This is a genomic window from Streptomyces sp. NPDC107546 (assembly GCF_055639175.1).
Map to the genome: position 1 here is coordinate 34447 of NZ_JBVKBA010000041.1, position 19842 is coordinate 54288.

22 protein-coding genes and 1 pseudogene are annotated in these 19842 nt (G+C 71.7%); 9 read left to right on the forward strand and 14 right to left on the reverse strand.

Features of this window, described 5'->3' with window-relative positions; all coding sequences use genetic code 11:
• Positions 1 to 144: 144 nt before the first annotated feature.
• Positions 145 to 1134 carry an L-glyceraldehyde 3-phosphate reductase gene (gene mgrA, locus ACZ7L1_RS34720; protein ID WP_471443077.1) on the reverse strand — a complete coding sequence of 330 codons (990 nt, stop codon included), beginning with the start codon at positions 1132 to 1134 and terminating at the stop codon, positions 145 to 147.
• 126 nt (positions 1135 to 1260) lie between these two features.
• Here mgrA and ACZ7L1_RS34725 point away from each other — a divergent pair, with 126 nt between their 5' ends.
• Both ACZ7L1_RS34725 and ACZ7L1_RS34730 read left to right on the forward strand, forming a co-directional pair.
• Positions 1261 to 2160 carry a LysR family transcriptional regulator gene (locus ACZ7L1_RS34725; RefSeq protein ID WP_471443079.1) on the forward strand — a complete coding sequence of 300 codons (900 nt, stop codon included), beginning with the start codon at positions 1261 to 1263 and terminating at the stop codon, positions 2158 to 2160.
• Positions 2161 to 2218: 58 nt separating this feature from the next.
• Positions 2219 to 2734: a mycothiol transferase gene (locus ACZ7L1_RS34730; protein WP_471443081.1), complete on the forward strand. Its 516-nt coding sequence runs from the start codon at positions 2219 to 2221 to the stop codon at positions 2732 to 2734.
• Here ACZ7L1_RS34730 and ACZ7L1_RS34735 read toward each other — a convergent pair.
• The 4 genes from ACZ7L1_RS34735 to ACZ7L1_RS34750 form a co-directional block, all read right to left on the reverse strand.
• Entirely contained in the window at positions 2716 to 3786 is a 1071-nt protein-coding gene (locus tag ACZ7L1_RS34735; protein ID WP_471443083.1) for an adenosine deaminase, read from the reverse strand. The two genes, ACZ7L1_RS34730 and ACZ7L1_RS34735, sit on opposite strands and share 19 nt — an antisense overlap.
• Positions 3787 to 3835: 49 nt before the next feature.
• Positions 3836 to 4228, reverse strand: coding sequence for a VOC family protein (locus tag ACZ7L1_RS34740; protein WP_263233918.1), 393 nt, complete (start codon positions 4226 to 4228; stop codon positions 3836 to 3838).
• A gap of 130 nt (positions 4229 to 4358) precedes the next feature.
• The gene (locus ACZ7L1_RS34745; protein ID WP_471443107.1) at positions 4359 to 5246 is read right to left on the reverse strand and encodes a M48 family metalloprotease; all 888 of its coding nucleotides are present in this window, start codon (positions 5244 to 5246) and stop codon (positions 4359 to 4361) included.
• A 41-nt stretch (positions 5247 to 5287) separates the two neighbouring features.
• Positions 5288 to 5659: a BlaI/MecI/CopY family transcriptional regulator gene (locus ACZ7L1_RS34750; protein ID WP_200419619.1), complete on the reverse strand. Its 372-nt coding sequence runs from the start codon at positions 5657 to 5659 to the stop codon at positions 5288 to 5290.
• Between the two features lie 176 nt (positions 5660 to 5835).
• Between ACZ7L1_RS34750 and ACZ7L1_RS34755 the strand changes: the two genes are divergently transcribed.
• Positions 5836 to 6513 carry a phosphatase PAP2 family protein gene (locus ACZ7L1_RS34755; RefSeq protein WP_471443085.1) on the forward strand — a complete coding sequence of 226 codons (678 nt, stop codon included), beginning with the start codon at positions 5836 to 5838 and terminating at the stop codon, positions 6511 to 6513.
• A gap of 90 nt (positions 6514 to 6603) precedes the next feature.
• Here ACZ7L1_RS34755 and ACZ7L1_RS34760 read toward each other — a convergent pair whose 3' ends face one another.
• From ACZ7L1_RS34760 to ACZ7L1_RS34770, 3 genes are all read right to left on the reverse strand, one after another.
• Positions 6604 to 6780 (reverse strand): hypothetical protein, encoded by a 177-nt coding sequence (locus ACZ7L1_RS34760; protein WP_471443087.1) that lies wholly within the window; start codon positions 6778 to 6780, stop codon positions 6604 to 6606.
• 83 nt (positions 6781 to 6863) lie between these two features.
• Positions 6864 to 7775 carry an oxidoreductase gene (locus ACZ7L1_RS34765; RefSeq protein ID WP_471443089.1) on the reverse strand — a complete coding sequence of 304 codons (912 nt, stop codon included), beginning with the start codon at positions 7773 to 7775 and terminating at the stop codon, positions 6864 to 6866.
• Positions 7776 to 7817: 42 nt separating this feature from the next.
• Positions 7818 to 9182, reverse strand: coding sequence for an RICIN domain-containing protein (locus tag ACZ7L1_RS34770; protein WP_471443090.1), 1365 nt, complete (start codon positions 9180 to 9182; stop codon positions 7818 to 7820).
• Positions 9183 to 9374: 192 nt separating this feature from the next.
• Here ACZ7L1_RS34770 and ACZ7L1_RS34775 point away from each other — a divergent pair, with 192 nt between their 5' ends.
• Positions 9375 to 10433: an acyl-CoA dehydrogenase family protein gene (locus ACZ7L1_RS34775; RefSeq protein ID WP_471443092.1), complete on the forward strand. Its 1059-nt coding sequence runs from the start codon at positions 9375 to 9377 to the stop codon at positions 10431 to 10433.
• Here the strand turns inward: ACZ7L1_RS34775 and ACZ7L1_RS34780 are convergent.
• The 5 genes and pseudogenes from ACZ7L1_RS34780 to ACZ7L1_RS34800 form a co-directional block, all read right to left on the reverse strand.
• Positions 10410 to 10736: pseudogene (locus ACZ7L1_RS34780) on the reverse strand (LLM class flavin-dependent oxidoreductase); the annotation flags it as partial. The gene ACZ7L1_RS34775 and the pseudogene ACZ7L1_RS34780 overlap by 24 nt on opposite strands.
• Before the next feature lie 50 nt (positions 10737 to 10786).
• On the reverse strand, positions 10787 to 10954 hold the full coding sequence (locus ACZ7L1_RS34785) for a hypothetical protein (RefSeq protein ID WP_471443094.1): 168 nt from the start codon (positions 10952 to 10954) through the stop codon (positions 10787 to 10789).
• Positions 10951 to 11505, reverse strand: coding sequence for an NADPH-dependent FMN reductase (gene ssuE / locus ACZ7L1_RS34790; RefSeq protein ID WP_471443109.1), 555 nt, complete (start codon positions 11503 to 11505; stop codon positions 10951 to 10953). Before ssuE ends, ACZ7L1_RS34785 begins: the two co-directional genes overlap by 4 nt.
• A gap of 221 nt (positions 11506 to 11726) precedes the next feature.
• Positions 11727 to 11810, reverse strand: coding sequence for a putative leader peptide (locus tag ACZ7L1_RS34795; protein ID WP_471443111.1), 84 nt, complete (start codon positions 11808 to 11810; stop codon positions 11727 to 11729).
• A gap of 418 nt (positions 11811 to 12228) precedes the next feature.
• Entirely contained in the window at positions 12229 to 12417 is a 189-nt protein-coding gene (locus ACZ7L1_RS34800) for a hypothetical protein (protein WP_471443096.1), read from the reverse strand.
• A gap of 157 nt (positions 12418 to 12574) precedes the next feature.
• On the opposite strand from ACZ7L1_RS34800, the gene ACZ7L1_RS34805 reads away from it, so the two are divergent.
• From ACZ7L1_RS34805 to ACZ7L1_RS34820, 4 genes are all read left to right on the forward strand, one after another.
• A complete protein-coding gene (locus ACZ7L1_RS34805) occupies positions 12575 to 14104 on the forward strand; it encodes an SDR family oxidoreductase (RefSeq protein WP_471443097.1) in 1530 nt (509 codons plus the stop codon).
• Between the two features lie 58 nt (positions 14105 to 14162).
• The gene (locus ACZ7L1_RS34810) at positions 14163 to 15548 is read left to right on the forward strand and encodes a cryptochrome/photolyase family protein (protein ID WP_471443099.1); all 1386 of its coding nucleotides are present in this window, start codon (positions 14163 to 14165) and stop codon (positions 15546 to 15548) included.
• Between the two features lie 279 nt (positions 15549 to 15827).
• Positions 15828 to 17048: an aminoglycoside phosphotransferase family protein gene (locus ACZ7L1_RS34815; protein ID WP_471443101.1), complete on the forward strand. Its 1221-nt coding sequence runs from the start codon at positions 15828 to 15830 to the stop codon at positions 17046 to 17048.
• Between the two features lie 5 nt (positions 17049 to 17053).
• Positions 17054 to 17587, forward strand: coding sequence for an ATP-binding protein (locus ACZ7L1_RS34820; protein ID WP_471443103.1), 534 nt, complete (start codon positions 17054 to 17056; stop codon positions 17585 to 17587).
• A 77-nt stretch (positions 17588 to 17664) separates the two neighbouring features.
• Here the strand turns inward: ACZ7L1_RS34820 and ACZ7L1_RS34825 are convergent, their stop codons facing one another.
• Positions 17665 to 19125, reverse strand: a complete 1461-nt coding sequence (locus ACZ7L1_RS34825; RefSeq protein WP_471443105.1) for a hydrolase — start codon at positions 19123 to 19125, stop codon at positions 17665 to 17667.
• 281 nt (positions 19126 to 19406) lie between these two features.
• Here ACZ7L1_RS34825 and ACZ7L1_RS34830 point away from each other — a divergent pair, with 281 nt between their 5' ends.
• Complete coding sequence (locus tag ACZ7L1_RS34830; RefSeq protein ID WP_200419602.1) at positions 19407 to 19673, forward strand: GlsB/YeaQ/YmgE family stress response membrane protein; 267 nt, start codon at positions 19407 to 19409, stop codon at positions 19671 to 19673.
• Positions 19674 to 19842: the final 169 nt, after the last annotated feature.

Sequence of the window (19842 nt, forward strand, 5' to 3'; positions counted from 1 at the left end):
TCAACCGCAGGGCTGCCGCGGCACCGGGGGCGATTGGGGAACGGGCTGTGGGGGTACTCGGCGCCGACGCTCGGCGGGCGATGAGACCGAGGGGCGGTGCCCGGCGACAGCGGGACGTCTGCCGCCGGGCACCGCAGGGTCACCTCACCGCTGGACGATCGCGTCGATCCGTGCCAGCTCCTCCGCGTCGAAGTCCAGGTTGCCGATCGCCGCGACACTGTCCTCCAACTGCTGCGGGCTGCTCGCGCCGACCAGTGCGGACGTGACCCGGCCGCCGCGCAGCACCCAGGCCAGGGCCATCTGGGCCAGGGACTGGCCGCGGGACTTGGCGATGTCGTCGAGGGCGCGCAGCCTGCCCACCAGCTCCTCGGTGACCGCGTCGGAGCCGAGGAACGGGCTGTCGCTCGCCGCGCGCGAGTCCTCCGGGATGCCGTCGAGGTAGCGGGCGGTGAGCAGGCCCTGCTCCAGCGGCGAGTAGGCGATGGAACCGACCTGGAGTTCGTCCAGGGTGTCCAGCAGCCCGTCCTCGGGACGGCGGTCCAGCATCGAGTAGCGCGGCTGGTGGATCAGCAGCGGAGTGCCCAGCTCGCCGAGGATGCGGGCGGCCTCACGGGTCTGCTCCGGGGAGTAGTTCGAGACGCCGACGTAGAGCGCCTTGCCCTGCTGGACCGCCGAGTGCAGGGCGCCCATCGTCTCCTCCAGCGGAGTGTCGGGGTCCGGGCGGTGCGAGTAGAAGATGTCGACGTAGTCCAGGCCCATCCGCTTCAGACTCTGGTCGAGCGACGACAGCAGGTACTTGCGCGAGCCCCACTCGCCGTACGGCCCGGGCCACATCAGATACCCGGCCTTGGTGGAGATGACCAGCTCGTCGCGGTACGGCGCGAAGTCCGCCTTCAGCGCCTCGCCGAGGGCGGACTCGGCGGCGCCGGGCGGCGGCCCGTAGTTGTTGGCCAGGTCGAAGTGCGTGACACCGAGGTCGAAGGCGCGGCGCAGGATGGCGCGTTGGGTGGCCACCGGGCGGTCCGGGCCGAAGTTGTGCCACAGGCCGAGCGACAGCGCGGGCAGCTGCAGGCCGCTGCGTCCGGTGCGGCGGTAGGGCATGGCCTCGTAGCGGTCGGAATGGGCGGTGTACAACGCGACTCCAGAGGGGTTGGCGCACGGGTGAGCGGTTCCGGGGAACCGCTCACCACTCTCGCCCTGCCTGCGGGCAGTGGTCCAACAGAAGAATCCGATGGAATTCAGCGGATACGCTTCTCAATCATGGAACTGCGCCACCTCCAGCACTTCGTCGCGGTCGCCGAGGACCAGCACTTCACCCGGGCGGCGGAACGCCTCATGGTGTCCCAGTCGGGCCTGTCGGCGTCGATCCGGGCGCTGGAGCGGGAACTGCGGGCCCCGCTGTTCGTGCGCACCACCCGCCGGGTGACCCTGACGGAGGCCGGGCGCGCCCTGCTCGGCGAGGCGGAGCGGATCCTGGCACAGGTCCGGGCTGCGCACGAGGCGGTGGCCGCGGTGCAGGGCGTCCTGCGCGGCACGCTGGCGCTCGGCACCGAGCAGTGCATCCCGGGAGTGCATGTGGCCGGGCTGCTCGCGGCGTTCCGGCGGCGTCACCCGGATGTGGAGATCCGGCTGCGGCAGGCGGGTTCGGGCGCGCTGGCCGAGGAGGTCGCCGCCGGACGGCTGGACCTGGCCTTCGCCTACCGCACGCAGGCGGACACCGACCAGCTGCGGTCCGTGTCGCTGACCAGCGAGTCGATGACGGTGCTGTGTCATCCGGACCACCGCCTGGCGTCGCGCGGAGCGGTGCTCACGCCGGAGGACCTGCGCGGGGAGGTCTTCGTGGACTTCCACCCGGACTGGGGGCCGCGCCGCACCACCGACGCGGCGTTCTCCGCGGCGGGTGTGCGGCGCACGGTGGCGCTGGAGGTCAACGACGTGCACAGCCTCCTCGACCTGGTCGACGAGAACCTGGGCATCGCGGTCGTACCCCGGCACTTCCGGCACAAGCGTCCGTCGCTGAGCGCGCTCCCCCTCAAGACCGCGGCCGGGCCGGAGTACGAGACCGTCGCCCTGCTGCCACCCGAGCGGGCCACCGGGCCGGCGGCCCGGGCGCTGATCACCCTGCTCGACGTCGAGGGCCCGGCGTCACCACCGCCGTGACGGGGACGCGGGCCCGGCTCCGGACGCATGACGGGCGGTGATGCGCGATGGTGGAGCCATGCATGCCAAGGACATCCTCATCGACGGTTACGGCCGCATCCAGGAAGAAGTCCACGCCGCCGTCGACGGCCTGGGTCCGGACGACCTCAACGCCCGGCCCGCCGCCGACACCAACTCCGTCGCCTGGCTCGTCTGGCATCTGACCCGCGTCCAGGACGACCATGTCGCCGATGCCTTCGGCCTCGACCAGGTGTGGCTGTCACAGGGCTGGGAGAAGCGTTTCGGCCTCGATCTGCCGCGCCACGACACCGGGTACGGGCACAGCCCCGCGAAGGTCGCCAAGGTCCGGGTCGACACCGGTGACCTGCTGACCGGGTACTACGACGCCGTACACGAGCAGACCCTTCAGGCCCTGCGGGGGCTGGCCGCCAAGGACCTCGAGCGCGTCGTGGACGAACGCTGGGATCCCCCGGTCAGTCTCGGGGTACGGCTGGTGAGCGTCCTGTCCGACGATCTGCAGCACGCCGGACAGGCCGCCTACGTACGGGGACTGCTTCAGAGCGCGGCCTCGTAACCGGGCAGGACCACGTCCCGGATGAGGGCGCTGCGCTCGTCGAACGGGATGAACGCGCTCTTGACCGCGTTCACCGTGACGGTGCGCAGGTCCTCGAGGGTCCAGCCCGCCTCCTCGACCAGCAGGGACATCTCCCGGGTCATCGTCGTGCCGGAGACCAGACGGTTGTCGGTGTTGAGGGTGACCCGGAAACCGAGGTCCTTCAGGGCGGTGATGGGGTGCTCGGCGATCGAGGTGGCGGCGCCGGTCTGAAGGTTGGAGGTCGGGCACATCTCCAGGGCGACCCGGCGGTCGCGCACCCAGCCGGCCAGGCGGCCGAGCTTTCCGTCCACGATGTCCTCGGTGATGCGGACGCCGTGGCCGATGCGCTGGGCGCCGCAGACCTGCAGGGCCTGGTGGATGCTGGGCAGGCCGTGCGCCTCGCCCGCGTGGATGGTGAAGGGGACGCTCTCGCGGCGCAGGTGCTCGAAGGCGGCCAGGTGGTCGGCGGGCGGGAAGCCGTCCTCGGCGCCTGCGATGTCGAAGCCGATGACACCGGCGTCCCGGTAGGCGACGGCCAGGTCGGCGATCTCACGGGTCCGGTCGAACATGCGCATGCCGCACAGCAGCGTGCCGACGCGCACCGGGGTACCGGCGGCCGCCGCCTTCGCCATGCCGGCCGCGAGCCCCTCCTGGACGGTCTCGACGACCTCGTTCAGGGTCAGCCCGCCCCTGACCATCAGCTCGGGGGCGTAGCGCACCTCGCCGTAGACGACGCCGTCCCCGGCGAGGTCGAGGACGTACTCCTCGGCCGTGCGCAGCAGGCCCTCGCGGTTCTGCATCACGGCGAGGGTGTGCTCGAAGGTGGCTATGTAGCGCACCAGGTCGCCGGAGTTGGCGGCGTCGTAGTACCAGGCGGCGAGCTCGCCGGGGTCGGTGGTGGGCAGGGTGTGGCCGACCTCCCGCGCGAGCTCGACGACGGTCGCGGGACGCAGGCCGCCGTCGAGGTGGTCGTGCAGGACGGCCTTGGGCAGGCGGCGGAGGGTGTCGGTGTCGATGCGCGGGGCGGTCATGTGCGGTGGTTCCTCGACGGGTTGTTCTTCAGCGGATTGGCCAGGGGGACTACTCGGCGGGCTGGAGCAGGTCCCAGCGGTTGCCGTACAGGTCCTGGAAGACGGCGACCGTGCCGTACGGCTCGTGCCGCGGCTCCTCCAGGAAGGTGACGCCGGCGGCGGTCATCCGGGCGTGGTCGCGGGCGAAGTCGTCGGTGTGCAGGAAGAAGCCCACGCGCCCGCCGGTCTGGTCACCGACCCGGCCGCGCTGTGCCTCGTCCTTGGCCCGGGCGAGCAGCAGCCCCGTGCCGTGGCCGTCGGCTCCGGGCTCGACCACGACCCATCGGGACCCGTCGCCCCGTGGCTCGTCGGCCACGAGCCGGAACCCCAGGGCGTCGGTGTAGAAGCGGATCGCGGTGTCGTAGTCGTCGACGACGAGGGTGACCAGGGCGATGCGTCTCATGGGGCCTTCCGGGTGCGGCGTGCGGCGCGGGAGCACAGGGCGTTATACGTAACACGTAGGGTACGGCATACCGTCGAGCGCGCCGGTGTGGGCTGCGCCACCCCAGGTGCCACTCAGTGGCGGTGCGGTTTCAGTGCGCCGCTTCGCCCTGGGCGACCTCGACCTCGTGGTGGAAGCCCATGACGCCGGTCGCCGAGGCACAGGCGGACACGGCGGCGCAGGCGACGAGGAGTGCGGCGAACCAGCGGGCGGCCCGGTGCGGGGTGCGCGGGGCGGCCAGGAGGGCGGCGACCCGTTGGGGCACGGGCCCGGCGGTCGCGGCGGGCGCGAAGGCAGGCCGTTCGTCGGGGGCGGTACGAGTGGCGAGGGCGGCGCGGCCGATGGCCCGGGCGGTCAGCCGCCGGTCGCCGACGACCACGGCGGCGGCCTCGTCGGCGGCGCGCTCGACCGCGAGTCGGATGACCGGCGCCACGGACCGCAGCCCGGGGTGACAGAGCGCGGCCAGTTCGGCGACCGCGAGGAAGTAGTGGTGCCCGGCCGCGTTGTGGGCCCGCTCATGGGCGAAGAGCGCCTCGCGCTCGCCGGGGCTCAGGCTGCGCAGCATCCCGGTGGTGACGACGATCCGGTGCGGCCGCCCGGGCAGCGCGTACGCGTCCGGGCGCGGGGAGTCGATCACGCACAGGTCGCCCGCGGTGGTGCGGCGGTCCGCCTCACTGGTGGCGGCGCGGAACGCCCGGGCCTGCCGCAGCACGGTACGGCACAGGGTCCACAGGCACACGGCGAGCCCACCGACCGAGAACGCCGCCGCCGGCACGACGAACAGGTCCGATCCGGCGCGCAGCGGGCGAACCAGATCACCGAGCGCGGCGAAGAGCGGCAGTTGCAGCAGCCCGGTGAGCACAAAGGCGCCCAGCGCGGTCAGGGAGCAGCACGCGAGGACGACCGTGCAGCAGGTCACCACCCACAGCGCGGCCTGGGGCGCGAGCCGTTCCAGGGCGCGCCGCGCCAGCGGGGGCATCACGAACGGCAGTGCGAGCGGCAGGAGCAGCAGCAGGAAGGTCACTGCTCACCGGATTCCAGCAGGTCCCGCAGGACGCGCTCGTCGTCTTCGCTGAGCTGGGCGACGAAGCGGGCCAGCACGGTGTGCCGGTCGCTGTCCCGGTCCAGTTCGGTGTGCATGCGCCGGGCGGTGAGCCCGTGGGCGTCCTGGACGGGGAAGTAGGCGTAGCCGCGGCCCTGGCGGCGGCGGTCGACGATGCCCTTCTCGTGCAGCCGGGACAGGATCGTCGTGACCGTCGTACGAGCGAGTCCGGCGCCGAGGCTCTGCTGCACCTGGCCCGGGGTCCGGGGGGCGTCCGCGGCCCACAGGGCGGCCATGACGCTCGCTTCCAGCTCGCCCGCCGGGCGGCGCTCGTCCTTCGCTTCGGCCATGGAACCTTCCTCACCCCGTTTTTCGTCTACATTCCTGTAGACCGTCTACAGGAGTGTAGTCTTCGCGGGTCCGGCCGGGCCGGATCCGCACGTCCATTATGAAAGGGGCTCACTCCCATGGGCGCCGTACCGCGTACCCCGCCGCCGCACCCGGCCCCCGCACCCGGGCCGCGGTCGTGAGGCGGGCGGACACGGCCGACCTCGCCGGTTCCGCGGCGCTCGGCGCCCTGGTGGCGTTCGTGCTGCTGACGCTGACCGTGACGGGGCGCGGCGGCGCCCCACTGTTCGGCGACGCGGAGCTGCTGCACTGGTCGCTCGCCCACCGTCCGCCCGTCGCGGTCGCCGTGGCGCGCGCGGTGACGTACACGGGAACCGGATTCGCTCCTTACCTCCTGGCCGCCGTGGCAGGTGTCGTGATGGGCCGCACGGCGCGCCGCGGCGTTCTCGCCGCCGCCTGTGTCGTCTGTCTGGCCGCGGGCCAGACCGTGCGGTACGGGGTGATGTCACTGGCCGCTCGTCCGCGCCCGGAGCGCATGGACTGGGTCACGCACGCCTCGGGCTGGTCGTTCCCCTCGGGCCACACGACGACGGCCGCGCTCACCGCCGGGCTGCTGGCGCTCGCGATCCTCGTCCGTGTCCCGCGCGGCAGAGCAGGCTTCGTGGCCGTCGTGCTCACCTGGGGTGCCTCGGTCGGCCTGACCCGTGTGTATCTGGGGGTGCACTGGTTCTCCGACGTCCTGGGTGGCTGGCTGCTCGCCCTGTGCTGGCTGAGCCTGTGCACGTACGCCGCCGCCCGGCTGGCTCCGCGGACCTTCGCCGACGCCACGGAGCCGGTGCCGTCCTCGGCGTCCTGAGACGGTGGACCGCGACGGCACTCCACCGCCGGCCGCTCCTGCCGCCGGCGCGGTGCCCCGGCGGCATGGCCGGGGCGGGGTGTGCGCCGATCAGTTGGGGGACGACAGGTCGATCCAGATCCTCCGGATCTTGCGGCCCGAAGTCTCCACGTACACCGTGCGCTTGTCGGCTGCGCCGCACTTGCCGGCGATCTCGACGAACTCCTTGAGGTCTGCGATGGTCAGGTCCCGGTTCTTCCCGTCGAAAGAGTGCTGATGCTCTGACATGAGCACAGGATGCGGTGCCGTCGCCCACTTGTCACCAGGGCCCCGCTCCCGCTCGACGAACGGCAACGGTCCGGCCCCGACGTTCACTCTCCCGCTCGGTGCAGCGCGTCGAGACGGGCCATCTCCTCAGCGGTCAGGCGCAGCGCGCCCGCCGCCACGTTCTCCACCAGGTGGTCGGGGTTGCCCGTGCCCGGGATGGCCAGGACGTGCGGACCCTGCTGGAGCGTCCACGCCAGGCGGACCTGGGCGGGTGTGGCGCCGTGGGCCCGCGCGACCGCGTCGACCTCGTCCACCTGGTCACCGGACGGGCCACGCTCGGCGCCCTTGCCCGCGATGGCGAAGAACGGGACGAAGGCGATGCCCTGTTCGCCGCAGATCCGCAGCAGTTCGTCCGTGTCCGGATCGAACTCGTGCAGCCCGTACTTGTTCTGAACGCTGACCACCGGTGCGATCGCCCGCGCCTCCGCCAGGTGGCGGGGTTCGACGCCGGAGATGCCCAGATGGCGGATCAGGCCCGCCTCACGCAGCTCGGCGAGAGCCCCGAAGTGCTCGGCGATCGAGTCCCACCGCTGCTGCGACCTGCGCAGGTAGACCATGTCCAGGTGGTCGCGGCCGAGCTGGCGCAGGTTCTCCTCGACATGGCTGCGCAGTTGGTCCGGGCGGGCCCATGTGCCCCATTCCCCCGAGTAGTCGCGGAACGGGCCGACCTTCGTGGCGATGACCAGGTCGTCCGCATACGGCGCCAGCGCGCTGTTGATGATCTCGTTCGCGGAGCGCAGCGACGAGAAATAGAAGGCGGCCGTGTCGATGTGGTTGACACCGAGTTCGATCGCCTTGCGCAGCACGGCGATCGACTGCTCGCGGTCGCTCGGTGTCCCGAGGTGGAAGGCGGCGCTGCCCGTCAGGCGCATCGCGCCGAAGCCGATGCGGTGGACGGGCAGGTCGCCGAGTTTCCAGGTGCCCGCGACATCCGCGGTGATGGTCTGTGAGGTCATGGGGGGATCATGCACATACCCTCGGGCTCCGGCGCACGCCCTTCAGGGATACGTGTACGTGTTCAGGGTGCTGACGGCGGAGGCCGGGTCGCCGAGGTCGTAGCGGTCCACGGCCAGGTAGTTGGGCTTCTTGCGGGCCGCCGGCTGGCAGAACCGCTGGGCGCGGTCGGTGAGTTTGGTGTTGTCCGTGCGCGCCGTGGATGTGATCGTCGCGTCACGGAAGTGGTTCATGACGAACAGCGGGCGGAAGCCGGATTCGGTGCGGGTCAGCGGAATGTTCGTGTTCGCGTCGTACCAGCGGCTGTAGCAGGACCAGTCGGAGGAGCCGATGCCCGAGCCCATGGACCAGTAGTTCTCGACGGTCCAGTCCTTCTGGTACATCACGCCGAAGCTGTCACGGCTCAGCCCGGCTGCCTCGTCGGTGGAGCGGCTGTGGTCGGTGAAGATCAGCAGTCGGTGGTCGGCGGCGATCAGATCGGCCATCTTCGGCCAGCCGTTCTGCTTCACTCCGGTCCGGTCGGGCCGGTAGAGCACGTCGGACAGGCCGCTCACCCGCGCCAGTTCACCGCGCAGGACGCCCGGGTCGACGTAGTCCTCGAGGAAGACGGTGATGACCTGATCGGGGTGGGCCTTGAGGAAGTCCACGATCCGCTGGACGTCCACCCACAGGGCGACCGGACTGCTGACCAGGGTGCAGCTGTTGTGGCACAGGATCGCGCCGTCGGGGGTCTGGTGGATGTCCAGCATGAAGCCGCGGACGCCGTCGGCGAGTTGCTGGTTGATCCCGCGCGCCTGGTTGGGTACGAGGTTGACGAAGGGCGGGGCGAAGCCGCCGTCGACGCCGTTGGCGTAGGCGTTGTGCGCGGTGAGGAAGGTGACCTGGTCGAGGGTGCGCTGGTCGGCGGACGGCATCGGGCTGGTGGGTGAGGTGACCGGGGTGAGGTACCAGGAGGCGAGGTCGCTCGCGGAGCCGATGGCGAGCTGGGCGGGGTAGTTGGCACCGGAGGCCTTGGCGGCCACGGTCAGATAGCGGTCGGTTCCGGGTGCCTTGAGTGTGTACTGATCGCCTCCGGCCTGTGTGATCTCCCAGGCCGCGTCGGCGCTCGCGCAGGCGACGGTGCGGGCCTGGTCGCCCGACCGGCCGAGGCAGCTTCCCGCGGTGTCGGCGCCTTCCAGGACGTACGAGGACCCGCTCGCTCTGAGGTTCCACTGCTGGTGGTCCTCGTTGCCCTTGGGGTTGTGCTGTTCGACGGCTCCCCCGTGGTCGGCCGCGTTGAGCCCGGTCGTGACGCTCTGGACGTAGTAGGCGCCGGTGGCGGGAAGCGCGGCGGCCGCGTGGGACGGAGAGACCACGGTCGCGGCGGCCAGCACGGTGGCCGCCGCGAGCAGCGCGTGGGGGGTTCGCATGAGGTGACCCTTCGGTCGAGGTCGGGTGGTCAGGCGGTCAGATAGTCAGGTGCATGACACCACGACAGGTGGCCCGACGTCAGGAGGGGAGACGTCCACCCGGTGAAATCCGAGGACCTGTGCCGCGTGACTCGGCGGCGCCGGCGGGCGTCCTACGCGAACCCGGCTCGCGCGCATCGGACAATCCTCCTCATGACCACCACGACGCACCCTCTCGTCGCCCGTGCCCGACAACTCGCCGCCGACGTCCTGGCACCGCGGGCGGAGCGTGTCGACCAGGAGGGCGTGCCCCTGAGCCACATCGAGGCCGTCAAGCGGTCGGGGTTGCTCGGGGTGAGCGCCCCGGTGGAGTACGGCGGCTCGGGCGCGCCCGCCGCGGTGGCCCGGGAGACCGCCGAGATCCTGGCGGGGGCGTGCTGCTCGACGTGGTTCGTGCAGACCCAGCACCACACACCGGTGCTGACGCTGGCGCAGAGCGAACTGCCCGTGCGGGAGCGGCTGCTCGGCCCGCTGGCGCGCGGGGAGCTGCTGTCGGGAGTGGCGTACGCCCATCTGCGGTCGTATCCGCGCGTCCCGGTGCGGGTCAGGCGGGAGCGGGGCGGGTGGCGGTTCGACGGGACCGTGCCCTGGTACACCGGGTGGGGCCTGAACGACGTGATGCTACTCGCCGGGGTGACCGACGCGGGCGAGGCGCTGTTCGCCTTCACCGAGGCGGCCGACCAGCCGGGGCTGCGGGCGTCGGCGCCGCTGCGGCTGGCGGCGCTCACCGCGGCGCGCACGGTCTCGCTGGAACTGGACGGGCTGTGGCTGCCGGAGGATGCGGCGGCGCTGCGGACCCCGTACGAGCGGTGGGCGGCCGCCGACCGACCGAAGACGGTGAACACCTCACCGGCGGTGTTCGGTGTGGCTGAGGCGGCCCTCGGTCTGCTGGACGACGACACCGCAGTGCCCCTGCGGGCCCGCCTCGGCGAGGTGAGGGGCCGGGCCTACGCCCTGGCCGACCAGGCGGCCCCGCACGAACGCCTTCAGGAGCGGCTGGCCCTCAGGACGCAGGCGTACGAGGTGCTGCGCGCGGCCACCACGGCGGCGGTGGTGGCCGGCGGGGGCCGCGCGATGATGCTGACGAGCACGGCCCAACGGCTCGCCCGCGAGGGGATGTTCCTGCTGGTGCAGGGCCAGACGGCGGAGTCGCGCCGGGCACACCTCGACCACCTGGCGGCCCTGGGTTCAGCTCGCGAAGGGGACCTGTGACGTAAGGGCGTCCCGCGCCCTGAACGGATGCCGCCACAGCCCTTCCGCCGCCAGCCTCGGCAGGACCCCCTCCCCGAACCAGTACGCCTCCTCCAGATGCGGATACCCGGACAGCACGAACTCCTCGATGCCCAGCGCCGCGTACTCCTTGATCCGTTCGGTGACCTCCTGGTGGCTGCCCACCAGCGCCGTGCCGGCGCCGCCGCGCACCAGTCCGATCCCGGCCCACAGGTTGGGGTGGATCTCCAGGCCGTCCCTGCTTCCGCCGTGCAGCGCGAGCATCCGCCGCTGCCCTTCGGACTTCCGCACGTCCGGCCGATGTGCGGATGTTCCGGCACCGGCCGGTACCGGGATCAGTCGGCGAACAGGGCACCGGTCAGGCAGCGCTTCTCGCCGCAGAGGCCGTACGAGCCGTCGAGCCGGGCTCCGGCCGGGTGTGGATGTGCCCCGGTCCGGAACTCGCCGGCCAGGGTGGCGGCGAGGGCCTCGGCGTCGTCGGCGATCAGACGGGCGGTGGTCACCCCGCCGCTGCCAGGACAGGGCTGCTGCCGAGGGCCGCCGAGAACTGGTCGACCACCTGCAGGAGCGCCTCGGTGGCGGCCGGCGCGATCGCCAGGGAGCCGTCCTCGTGCACGGTGATGTCCTTGTCGAGGGTGAACCAGCCCTGCACTATATGGGCCGCCCCCATGGAGTTGAGGACCGGACGCAGCGCGTAGTCAATGGCCAGCACGTGGGCGGTGGAACCGCCGGTGGCCAGCGGGAGCACGGTCTTGCCGGTGAGCGCGTACTGCGGGAGCAGGTCGAGCAACGCCTTGAGGACACCGGAGTAGGAGGCCTTGTAGACGGGCGTGCCGACGACGACTCCGTCGGCGCGGGCGAACAGCTCGGTCGCCTCGACGATGGCGGGGTGACGGAAGTCGGCACCGAGCAGGGCCTCGGCCGGCACGGTACGGATGTCGAGGGGGATCACCTCGTGGCCCTGCGCGGTCAGCCGCTGGTCCAGATGGCGCAGCAGCCGGTTGGTGCGGGAGGCGGCGGAGGGACTGCCGGAGACGGACAGGACGGTGGCCATGGGGTTCTCTTTCGGGAGGGAGGGGTGCCTGCCCGGTGCTGCGGACATGCGGGAACTCATGTTGCGGATGGTTCGCGGAAATGCGCGGGAACACCGGATCCACCGCCGCGGAAAAAGCCCTGAATTGAGCCGGTGTCAGGAAGGCACCCGGCACACCCGTCGTGTCGTGACAGGGGCGGTGCGGGAAAAGGAGATGACGGCGGATCCGGCAGGAACGGGGATCACGTCGTGGGGCAACAGGAGGCGCTGGAGACGCGCGCGAGGTCGACGTGGCGTCGCCGCGTGAGGTCCAGTCGCATGTCCATGTCGTCGATCGTGGCAGCCGCCGGATGGGGCAGTCAAGGAAATCCCGACCGTTCTCGCATCGCGGACCATTGAATTTCACGACGTTGTGACGGGGGAACCGTTGCACGACTTCTGCGGCGGTCCACACCCCGCGCGAAGGCGCCCGAAGGGAACGGGAATGTGTCGCGGCCTCGCCGGCCGTGCGTCGGGACACGCCCCGTTGGCCGACCTTCACCTATACTCGGCGGCGCGGCGGCTGACTTGCCGGGCGCCAGTGGAGGTCCGCACGTTTGGCGGGTTTCAGTGCGAGCCCGCACGGGTGGCGGGTTGCCGCCGGGGACGGCATCTCGGGCGGGGCGACCGGAGTCGGTCCACGCCGCCGGTTCCAGGGGGCGGTGGCCGGGCGGTGGGCGTCGGCACGCTCACACCGCCGCCCTCTCAGTCGTCGTCGCGGGCCGGGACCACCACGAGGAACGCGTCCGACTTCAGGTCCATGACCACTTTGGCGGGCTCACCGTCGGCACGGCGCTCCGCCGCGTACTCCTCCGCCGGCCACGATCCGCGCGGGGCTCCAGCAGGAAACCGCTCCAGCACCTTCGCGCCCATGGGGGTCGACACCTCCAGCATCGATCATCGACTCGAACCGACAACTTCCTGCATATCGCCTGCCCGGTAGGGACACCGATATGTATCACTCGCGGAAAACATCCCTTCGCCACGTCCGGAAGCACTCGTTCTGTGGAAGTGATCGCTGAGACGACTTCGACGCGAGGGAGCGAGGCCGATGAACGGAGGCCGTGCCGGGCCGGGGCTGCGCTGCCTGGTGACCGGCGCCACGGGATACATCGGCGGCCGGCTCGTCCCGGAACTGCTGGCCGCGGGGTACCAGGTGCGCTGCCTGGCCCGTTCCCCGGAGAAGGTGGGCGGCCACCCGTGGGCGGCCGAGGTCGAGGTGGTGGCCGGAGACGTCACGCGGGCCCGGTCCGTCGCCGACGCGCTGCGCGGCATGGACATCGCGTACTACCTGGTGCACGCACTGGGCACGGGCCGCGGCTTCGAGGAGACGGACCGCACGGCCGCGCGGGTCTTCGGGGAGCAGGCCCGTGCCGCGGGTGTGCGGCGCATCGTCTATCTGGGCGGTCTCACCCCGGCGGACGTGCCCGAGCGCGAGCTGTCCCCGCACCTGCGGTCGCGCGCCGAGGTCGGCCGCATCCTGCTGGGCTCCGGCGTTCCGACCACGGTACTGCGGGCCGCCGTCATCATCGGCTCGGGGTCGGCCTCCTTCGAGATGCTGCGCTATCTCACCGAGCGCCTGCCCGTCATGGTCACCCCGCGCTGGGTCGGCACCCGGATCCAGCCGATCGCGGTGCGGGACGTGCTGCGGTTCCTGGTCGGCAGCGCGACGATGCCGCACGACGTCAGCCGCGCCTTCGACATCGGAGGGCCGGAGGTGCTGACGTACCGGGACATGATGCTCAGATACTCGGCTGTCGCGGGCCTTCCGCGCCGGCGCATCGTCTCCGTCCCGGTCCTCACCCCGCGTCTTTCGAGTCTGTGGATCGGCCTGGTGACTCCCGTTCCCCCGTCGATCGCACGGCCGCTCACCGAGTCGCTGCGCCATGAGGTCGTCTGCCGCGACCGCGACATCGAGCGATACGTTCCCGCCCCCGCGTCAGGTCCGATCGGTTTCGACGAGGCGGTCCGGCTGGCCCTGCGGCGCGTGCGCGACGCCCAGGTCACCACCCGCTGGTCGTCCGCCTCGCCTCCCGGGGCGCCGAGCGACCCGCTGCCGACCGATCCCGACTGGGCGGGCGGCAGCCTTTACACGGACCGGCGCGAACTCGTCGTCGATGCCTCGCGCGAGGCCCTGTGGCGCGTCGTCGAGGGCATCGGCGGCGAGAACGGTTGGTATTCCTTCCCTCTGGCCTGGGCGGCACGGGGCTGGCTCGACCGGCTGGTCGGAGGCGTCGGGCTGCGCCGAGGACGACGCGACGCGCAGCGGTTGCGGGTCGGGGACTCGCTGGACTTCTGGCGGGTGGAGGAGATCGAACCCGGGCATCTGCTGCGCCTGCGGGCCGAGATGCGGCTGCCGGGCCTCGCCTGGCTGGAGCTGTACGCCGAACAGGACGAGAACGGGGGGACCCGGTATCGCCAGCGGGCCCTGTTCCATCCGCACGGGCTGCTCGGTCACGCCTACTGGTGGGCGGTCTCCCCCTTCCACACCCTCGTGTTCGGAGGCATGGCGCGCAACATCGCGCGGGCCGCCGCCAGGGCGCCGCGCACCGGTCGGGCCGAGCCCCGGCCCTCCCCGTGATGCCCGCGCCGACGGGGAGCGGACCGCGGCCGGCCCCCTCTCCCCCGGAGTTCACGTCATGCACGTCTCGGTCGTCCTGTTCACCTCCGACCTGCGTCTGCACGACCACCCGCCGCTGCGGACCGCCCTGACCCGCCCCGGACAGGTGGTGCCGCTCTTCGTGCGCGACCGGGGAGTGGCAGCCGCCGGATTCGCCGTTCCCAACCGACTGGCGTTCCTCACCGACTGCCTGCACGACCTCGACGCGGGGCTGCGTGCCCGGGGCGGGCGTCTCGTCGTCCGGTCCGGGGACGTGGTCGAGGAGGTGTGCCGGGTGGTCACCGAGACGGACGCGGCCGAGGTTCATCTGGCGGCGGACGTCAGCGCCTACGCGCAGCGACGCGAGGCGCGGCTGCGCCGGGAGCTGGCGGCCCAGGGGTGCCGACTGTGGGTGCACGACACCGTCAACACGGTCGTGCCGCCGGGAACGGTGGCCCCGGCCGCCTCCGACCACTTCGCCGTCTTCACCCCGTACTTCCGGCGGTGGGCCGGGCAGCGGCTGCGCGACACCTCGGGCGCGCCGCGTGCCGTGCGGGTGCCGGACACCGCCGCATCGGAGGAACTGCCCGTACACGAAGGTCGTGCGGCGGTCTCGGAAGGGCTGCCCGCCGGTGGCGAGACGGAGGGCAGGAAGCGGCTCACGGCATGGCTGCGCGGCGGCCTCGCCGCTTACGGGGACCGGCAGGACGACCTGGCGGGCAACGCCACCTCCCGTCTGTCACCACATCTGCACTTCGGCACCCTCTCCCCCGTCGAGGTCGTCCACCGGGTGCGGCAGGCGGGCGGCCCGGGCGCCGATGCCTTCGTACGACAGCTGGCGTGGCGCGACTTCCACCGTCAGGTGCTCGCCGCGCGGCCGGACGCGGCCACAGCCGACTACCGCACGCGAGGAGACCGCTGGCGTTCCGAGCGCGCTGCGCGCGCTGACGTCGAGGCGTGGCGGGAGGGCCGTACCGGCTATCCGGCGATCGACGCGGCGATGCGGCAGCTGCGGCACGAGGGGTGGATGTCGGGCCGGGCCCGGCTGCTGGCCGCCAGCTTCCTCACCAAGACCCTGTACGTGGACTGGCGCGTGGGAGCGCGCCACTTCCTGCGGCTGCTGGTCGACGGCGACGTCGCCAGCAACCAGCTGAACTGGCAGTGGATGGCCGGAACGGGCACCGACACCCGGCCCAACCGGGTCCTGAACCCCCTCCTCCAGGCCAGGCGGCACGACCCTGACGGCGCGTACGTGCGCCGCTGGGTCCCCGAACTCGGCGGGCTCCACGGGCCGGCGGTGCATGAGCCATGGCGCCTGCGGGGCCGGGAACGGGCCGCGTGCGGCGCCTACCCGGATCCGATCGTCGACCTGTCCGACGGTCTGGCCCGCTTCAGACGGGCCCGCGGACTGGGCTGTACGGCCTGAGCGGCCCATGTGTGCGATGGGCACCTGTGTGCGATGGGCATGTGGTGATCATCTCGCCGTGGATCGTCGGCACCAGCCCGGCCACCCCAGTCGTGGTCGGCAGCGTCATCATCGGCGCACTCGCCGTGGTGCTGGGTGTCCTCTGCGCGGCCGCGGCGGCGAAGAGCCCACCTCGTCCGAAACGGGAACACGTCGGCCGGTCCGCAGCCGCGGACCGGCCTCACGGCCCGGCGGAATAACCGTTCGCCCGGGTCCCCTCGCGAGCCGCACACTGGCGCCATGGGTCGAACCGTCAGTGCGTGGGTGACGTCCGGCGAGGACGTCCTCGGGGTCACGGGACCGTTTCCCGTGGACGTTCCCTGGTGGTCGGAGGTCGAGCAGGTCGTCGGGCGGCTGGAGGAGTTGCTCCGGGTGCCGGTGATGGTGCTGCGGCTGCTGACGGTGGACGGCGGTGAAGGCGGACGGGACGGCCACGCGACCTACCACGTGGCGGCGTGGGAGCGCCCGGCGCCCGGGCTGCTCGGTCAACGCGCCGCTCCGAAGGGCCTGTTGGCGAGGGACGCGGCATTCCGAATGCCGTGGGCGCATGTGGACGGCCTGCGGGAACTGCTCGACTGGGGCCACCGTACGCTCCGGGCGGCGGGACGCCCCGTCACCGGCCGCGTCGAGCAGCGGCGGACCTGGAATCTGGCGGGGTTGTTCCGGCTGCCCACCGCGTCCGGGCCCGTCTGGCTCAAGGCGACGCCGCGCTTCGCCGCCGACGAGGCGGCCGTCGCCGATGCGTTCGCGCGGGTGGACGCGGGGCTGGCGCCGACGGTCGTCGGCCGGGGCGAGCGGCGGATGCTGATGGAGCATGTGCCCGGCAAGGACTGCTGGGGGGCGTCCGCCGATACGGCGACGGCGGCGATGCAACGGTTCGTGGCGGCCCAGGCCGCGCTCGCGCTCAGCCGCCCCGCCGCGCTGCGGGACTGGCGCACCCCGGTACTCGCGGCCCGGGGGCAGGCGCTGCTCGACGGTCCGGTCGGGGCGGAGCTTGACGGTGGGGAGAGGCAGGCCGTGCGGGACTTGGCGGCCCGCTGGCGGCAGCTGGAGGACTGCGGACTGCCCGACACGGTGGTGCACGGCGACTTCCATCCGGGCAACTGGCGCAGTGACGGCGGCCGTCCGGTCGTTGTGGACTTCGCGGACGCCTATTGGGGCAACCCGGTGGTGGACGGCCTGCGCGCCATCGACTTTCTCCCCGAGGCGGCCCGGCCTGCGGCGGCCCGGGAGTGGGCCGCCGCCTGGGCGGCGCACGCCTCGGGAAGCGCCCCGTCCCGCGCCCTCCGTCTCGCCGAGCCGCTCGCCCACCTCGTGTACGCCATCCGTTATCAGGAGTTCCTCGACGGCATCGAGGCCTCGGAGCGGCCCTACCACGAGGGTGATCCGGTGGCGGAGATCCGCAGGGCGGTGCACACCGTGCGACACCCGAGCCCGTTCCTCGCGGCAGCCGGGGAGTGAGGGCGATGGATCACGCGAAAGCGCTGCTCATCGGTGGACGCGCCGGTGTCGGCAAGACGACGGTGGTCTGGGAGGTCTCGGCAGGGCTGCGGGCCGCCGACGTCGCACGCGCGGTGATCGACGGCGACTTCATGGGACAGGTGCACCCGGCACCGGAGGGTGATCCCCACCGCGCCGAGATCACCGAACGCAACCTCACCGCCGTGTGGCGGAACTACGCCTCGCTCGGACATCGGCGGCTCGTCCACACGAACACGGTCAGCGTGCTCGACGAGTCCGCGGGCATCCTCCGGCGGGCGACGGGCCCGCGGGCCCGGCTCGTCCGTGTGCTGCTGACCGCGGCCGACGACACGATCGCCCTCCGGCTGAAGGGCCGTGAACTGGGGTCGGAGCTGGAGCAGGAGCTGCGCACCAGCGCGCTGCGCCCGGAGATCGCCCCGAGCGGGCTGGGCGGGGACGCGGTGCTGCTCGGCGCGCTGGCGACGGCGCTCGGCACGGCCCGGGACGTGGTGTTCGAGCGCAGGTCCGCCACCTCCTGACCAACTCCGGACGGTCAGCGGTGCCCCGCCGCACCACAAGGGGGTGGGCTCTCGGGAGAGACCCACCCCCGTGCAGTTCAACTCACGTCGAGCGCCGTGTCGTCGAGGACGAACGACGTCTGCAGGCTGGAGCCCTCGGTACCGGTGAACTTCAGGGTGACGGTCTGTCCGGCATAGCTCGCCAGGTTGAAGCTGCGCTGGGTGTAGCCGCCGGCGGCGTTGAGGTTGGAGTACGTCGCCAGGGTGCTCAGGACCGTGCCGGAACTGTTCAGGAGCTGGACCTTGAGCGTGTCGTACGCCGTACTGGTGGTGGTCTCCGCCGTGTCGATGTGCAGGTAGAAGCTCAGGGTGGCGGAGGTGCAGGCGGACGGGACGGTCACCGTCTGGGAGAGGGTGTCGGTGTGCGCGGAGCCGTAGCCGTCCAGCCAGGCGTAGTACGAGCCCGTACGAGGCGACTCGCTGCTGGAGTTGGTGATGACGCCGCTGCTGGTGGCCCAGGTGGTGCTGCCGGACTCGAAGCCGTTGTTGCCGAGGAGCTGGGCGGCGGTGCAGGAGGTCGAGCCTCCGCCGCCGGTTCCGCCGCCGCTGCTGCCGCTCGCTCCGGAGAGCCATTCGGTGGCGTTCAGGGCCAGGGCCGCGTTGGTGGCACCGGAGTCGTTCCAGCCGTCGTACAGCGTGTTGCCGGACTGGCCGGTGCCGTCGTCGATGGGTGAGCTGTCGCCCCAGAAGGCGACACGACCGCTGCCGAAGGCGGACGTCAGGAAGAAGGCGCCGGTGTTGCCCGAGTAGCCGGTGCGGTAGAGCAGGCCCTTGACGGAGGAGTTGTCGGAGGGCTTGAGGGTGGCGGTGGTGCCGTTGGCGATGAGGCTCTTGGTGACGGTGCCGAAGGAGCCGTGCAGCACCGGGTCGGTGCTGTCGCTGATCGCGCCCGGGTAGCCGGAGGTGATGTTCAGCGAGTCGATGGAGAAGCCGAACGGGTCGGTGGAGTCGACGCTGTTGTTGGTCATCAGGTCGTTGAGGATCTCGACCGCGTCGTAGCCGTCGTTGTTGCGGTCGGCTCCGGTGTGGTCGGAGATCATGAACAGTCCGCCGCCGTTCTTGACGAAGTTCATGATCGCCGTCTTCTCGGCGGTGGTGAAGAGGGTGTTCGGTTCGGGCAGGACGAGGGTGTCGAAGTTCTTCAGGTCCAGCGAGGAGGAGCCGCCGTAACTGAGACCGGAGCCCGACGGCAGGGTCTTGAGGCTGTAATTGCCGGTCTTCTGGAGGGCGACGCCCCAGGAGGAGAGGGCTCCGGTCCAGTCCGTCTCGGCGGAGGGCGTGGAGTCCTGGCCGAGCGGGTCGGGCTGGCTGGTGGAGATGATCCAGTCGGCGTTGCCGGCCGTCTCCGCGTGCGCGTTGTCGAACAGGACGCGGTGCGGGGTGGCCGCGTGGGCCTCGGTCGCGGCCGTGGTGGCCTGGACGGCGGTCCCCGTGGCGAGCAGGCCGCACACGGTGAGGACCGTGGCGAGTCTGGGGCGGGGCCTGGTGAGTCCGAGCATCCGGCGAACCTCCATGGGGAGTTGGGGAGAGGAGCGGTGCGGGTGCCAGTCTGCGCGCGTAGAGATTCCGCTGCGGGTCTGCGCGCGTAGAGTTCCTTCATACGCCACGCGTGCGACGGACTGTTGAACGGTACATGGCAGGACGGGGCCCGGCCATGAGAACACCCTCCTGACAGGCAGAGGATTGACTCTCCATTGACCCGCGATTGAAGCGAGAAGGAGTGTTGCCACGCAGAGCGGGCACATGTCGTACGACAGACGCTTCACAAAGAGGGGCGGAGATGGAGATCTCGGGCATCATCAGTGCCATCGTCATCGGGCTCATCATCGGCGTCCTGGGGCGGCTCGTCGTCCCCGGGCGCCAGCACATCGGCATCCTGTGGACGATCGTCGTCGGCATCGTGGCAGCCTTCATCGGCGCCGGGATCGCCGCCGCGGTCGGCGTGGCCGACACCAAGGGAGTGGACTGGATCGAGTGGCTCATCCAGATCGCTCTGGCGGCACTCGGCATCGCGGCGCTGGACCGGGCGAAGACAGCTCATCGCTGAACGATCCACCGCTGAACGATCCATCGCCGAACGGCTCGCCTCCCGGGGTACGCACCCCGGGCGGCGAGCCGTATCTAGTAGGACTCCGTTAGGTCTTTCTTGATCTTGGCGTGGCTCTGCTGGGCAGGGGTTGGTGGCAGGTGGTGCAGGTGCCGGTCCAGCAGTTCAG

Bases quoted from the DNA above. Each gene is read 5' to 3' on its own strand.
- ACZ7L1_RS34725 (WP_471443079.1), top strand. From the start codon at position 1,261: ATGGAACTGCGCCACCTCCAGCACTTCGTCGCGGTCGCCGAGGACCAG.
- ACZ7L1_RS34730 (WP_471443081.1), top strand. From the start codon at position 2,219: ATGCATGCCAAGGACATCCTCATCGACGGTTACGGCCGCATCCAGGAA.
- ACZ7L1_RS34735 (WP_471443083.1), bottom strand. From the start codon at position 3,786: ATGACCGCCCCGCGCATCGACACCGACACCCTCCGCCGCCTGCCCAAG.
- ACZ7L1_RS34740 (WP_263233918.1), bottom strand. From the start codon at position 4,228: ATGAGACGCATCGCCCTGGTCACCCTCGTCGTCGACGACTACGACACC.
- ACZ7L1_RS34745 (WP_471443107.1), bottom strand. From the start codon at position 5,246: ATGCCCCCGCTGGCGCGGCGCGCCCTGGAACGGCTCGCGCCCCAGGCC.
- ACZ7L1_RS34750 (WP_200419619.1), bottom strand. From the start codon at position 5,659: ATGGCCGAAGCGAAGGACGAGCGCCGCCCGGCGGGCGAGCTGGAAGCG.
- ACZ7L1_RS34760 (WP_471443087.1), bottom strand. From the start codon at position 6,780: ATGTCAGAGCATCAGCACTCTTTCGACGGGAAGAACCGGGACCTGACC.
- ACZ7L1_RS34765 (WP_471443089.1), bottom strand. From the start codon at position 7,775: ATGACCTCACAGACCATCACCGCGGATGTCGCGGGCACCTGGAAACTC.
- ACZ7L1_RS34770 (WP_471443090.1), bottom strand. From the start codon at position 9,182: ATGCGAACCCCCCACGCGCTGCTCGCGGCGGCCACCGTGCTGGCCGCC.
- ACZ7L1_RS34775 (WP_471443092.1), top strand. From the start codon at position 9,375: ATGACCACCACGACGCACCCTCTCGTCGCCCGTGCCCGACAACTCGCC.
- ssuE (WP_471443109.1), bottom strand. From the start codon at position 11,505: ATGGCCACCGTCCTGTCCGTCTCCGGCAGTCCCTCCGCCGCCTCCCGC.
- ACZ7L1_RS34795 (WP_471443111.1), bottom strand. From the start codon at position 11,810: ATGGACATGCGACTGGACCTCACGCGGCGACGCCACGTCGACCTCGCG.
- ACZ7L1_RS34800 (WP_471443096.1), bottom strand. From the start codon at position 12,417: ATGCTGGAGGTGTCGACCCCCATGGGCGCGAAGGTGCTGGAGCGGTTT.
- ACZ7L1_RS34805 (WP_471443097.1), top strand. From the start codon at position 12,575: ATGAACGGAGGCCGTGCCGGGCCGGGGCTGCGCTGCCTGGTGACCGGC.
- ACZ7L1_RS34810 (WP_471443099.1), top strand. From the start codon at position 14,163: ATGCACGTCTCGGTCGTCCTGTTCACCTCCGACCTGCGTCTGCACGAC.
- ACZ7L1_RS34815 (WP_471443101.1), top strand. From the start codon at position 15,828: ATGGGTCGAACCGTCAGTGCGTGGGTGACGTCCGGCGAGGACGTCCTC.
- ACZ7L1_RS34820 (WP_471443103.1), top strand. From the start codon at position 17,054: ATGGATCACGCGAAAGCGCTGCTCATCGGTGGACGCGCCGGTGTCGGC.
- ACZ7L1_RS34825 (WP_471443105.1), bottom strand. From the start codon at position 19,125: ATGCTCGGACTCACCAGGCCCCGCCCCAGACTCGCCACGGTCCTCACC.
- ACZ7L1_RS34830 (WP_200419602.1), top strand. From the start codon at position 19,407: ATGGAGATCTCGGGCATCATCAGTGCCATCGTCATCGGGCTCATCATC.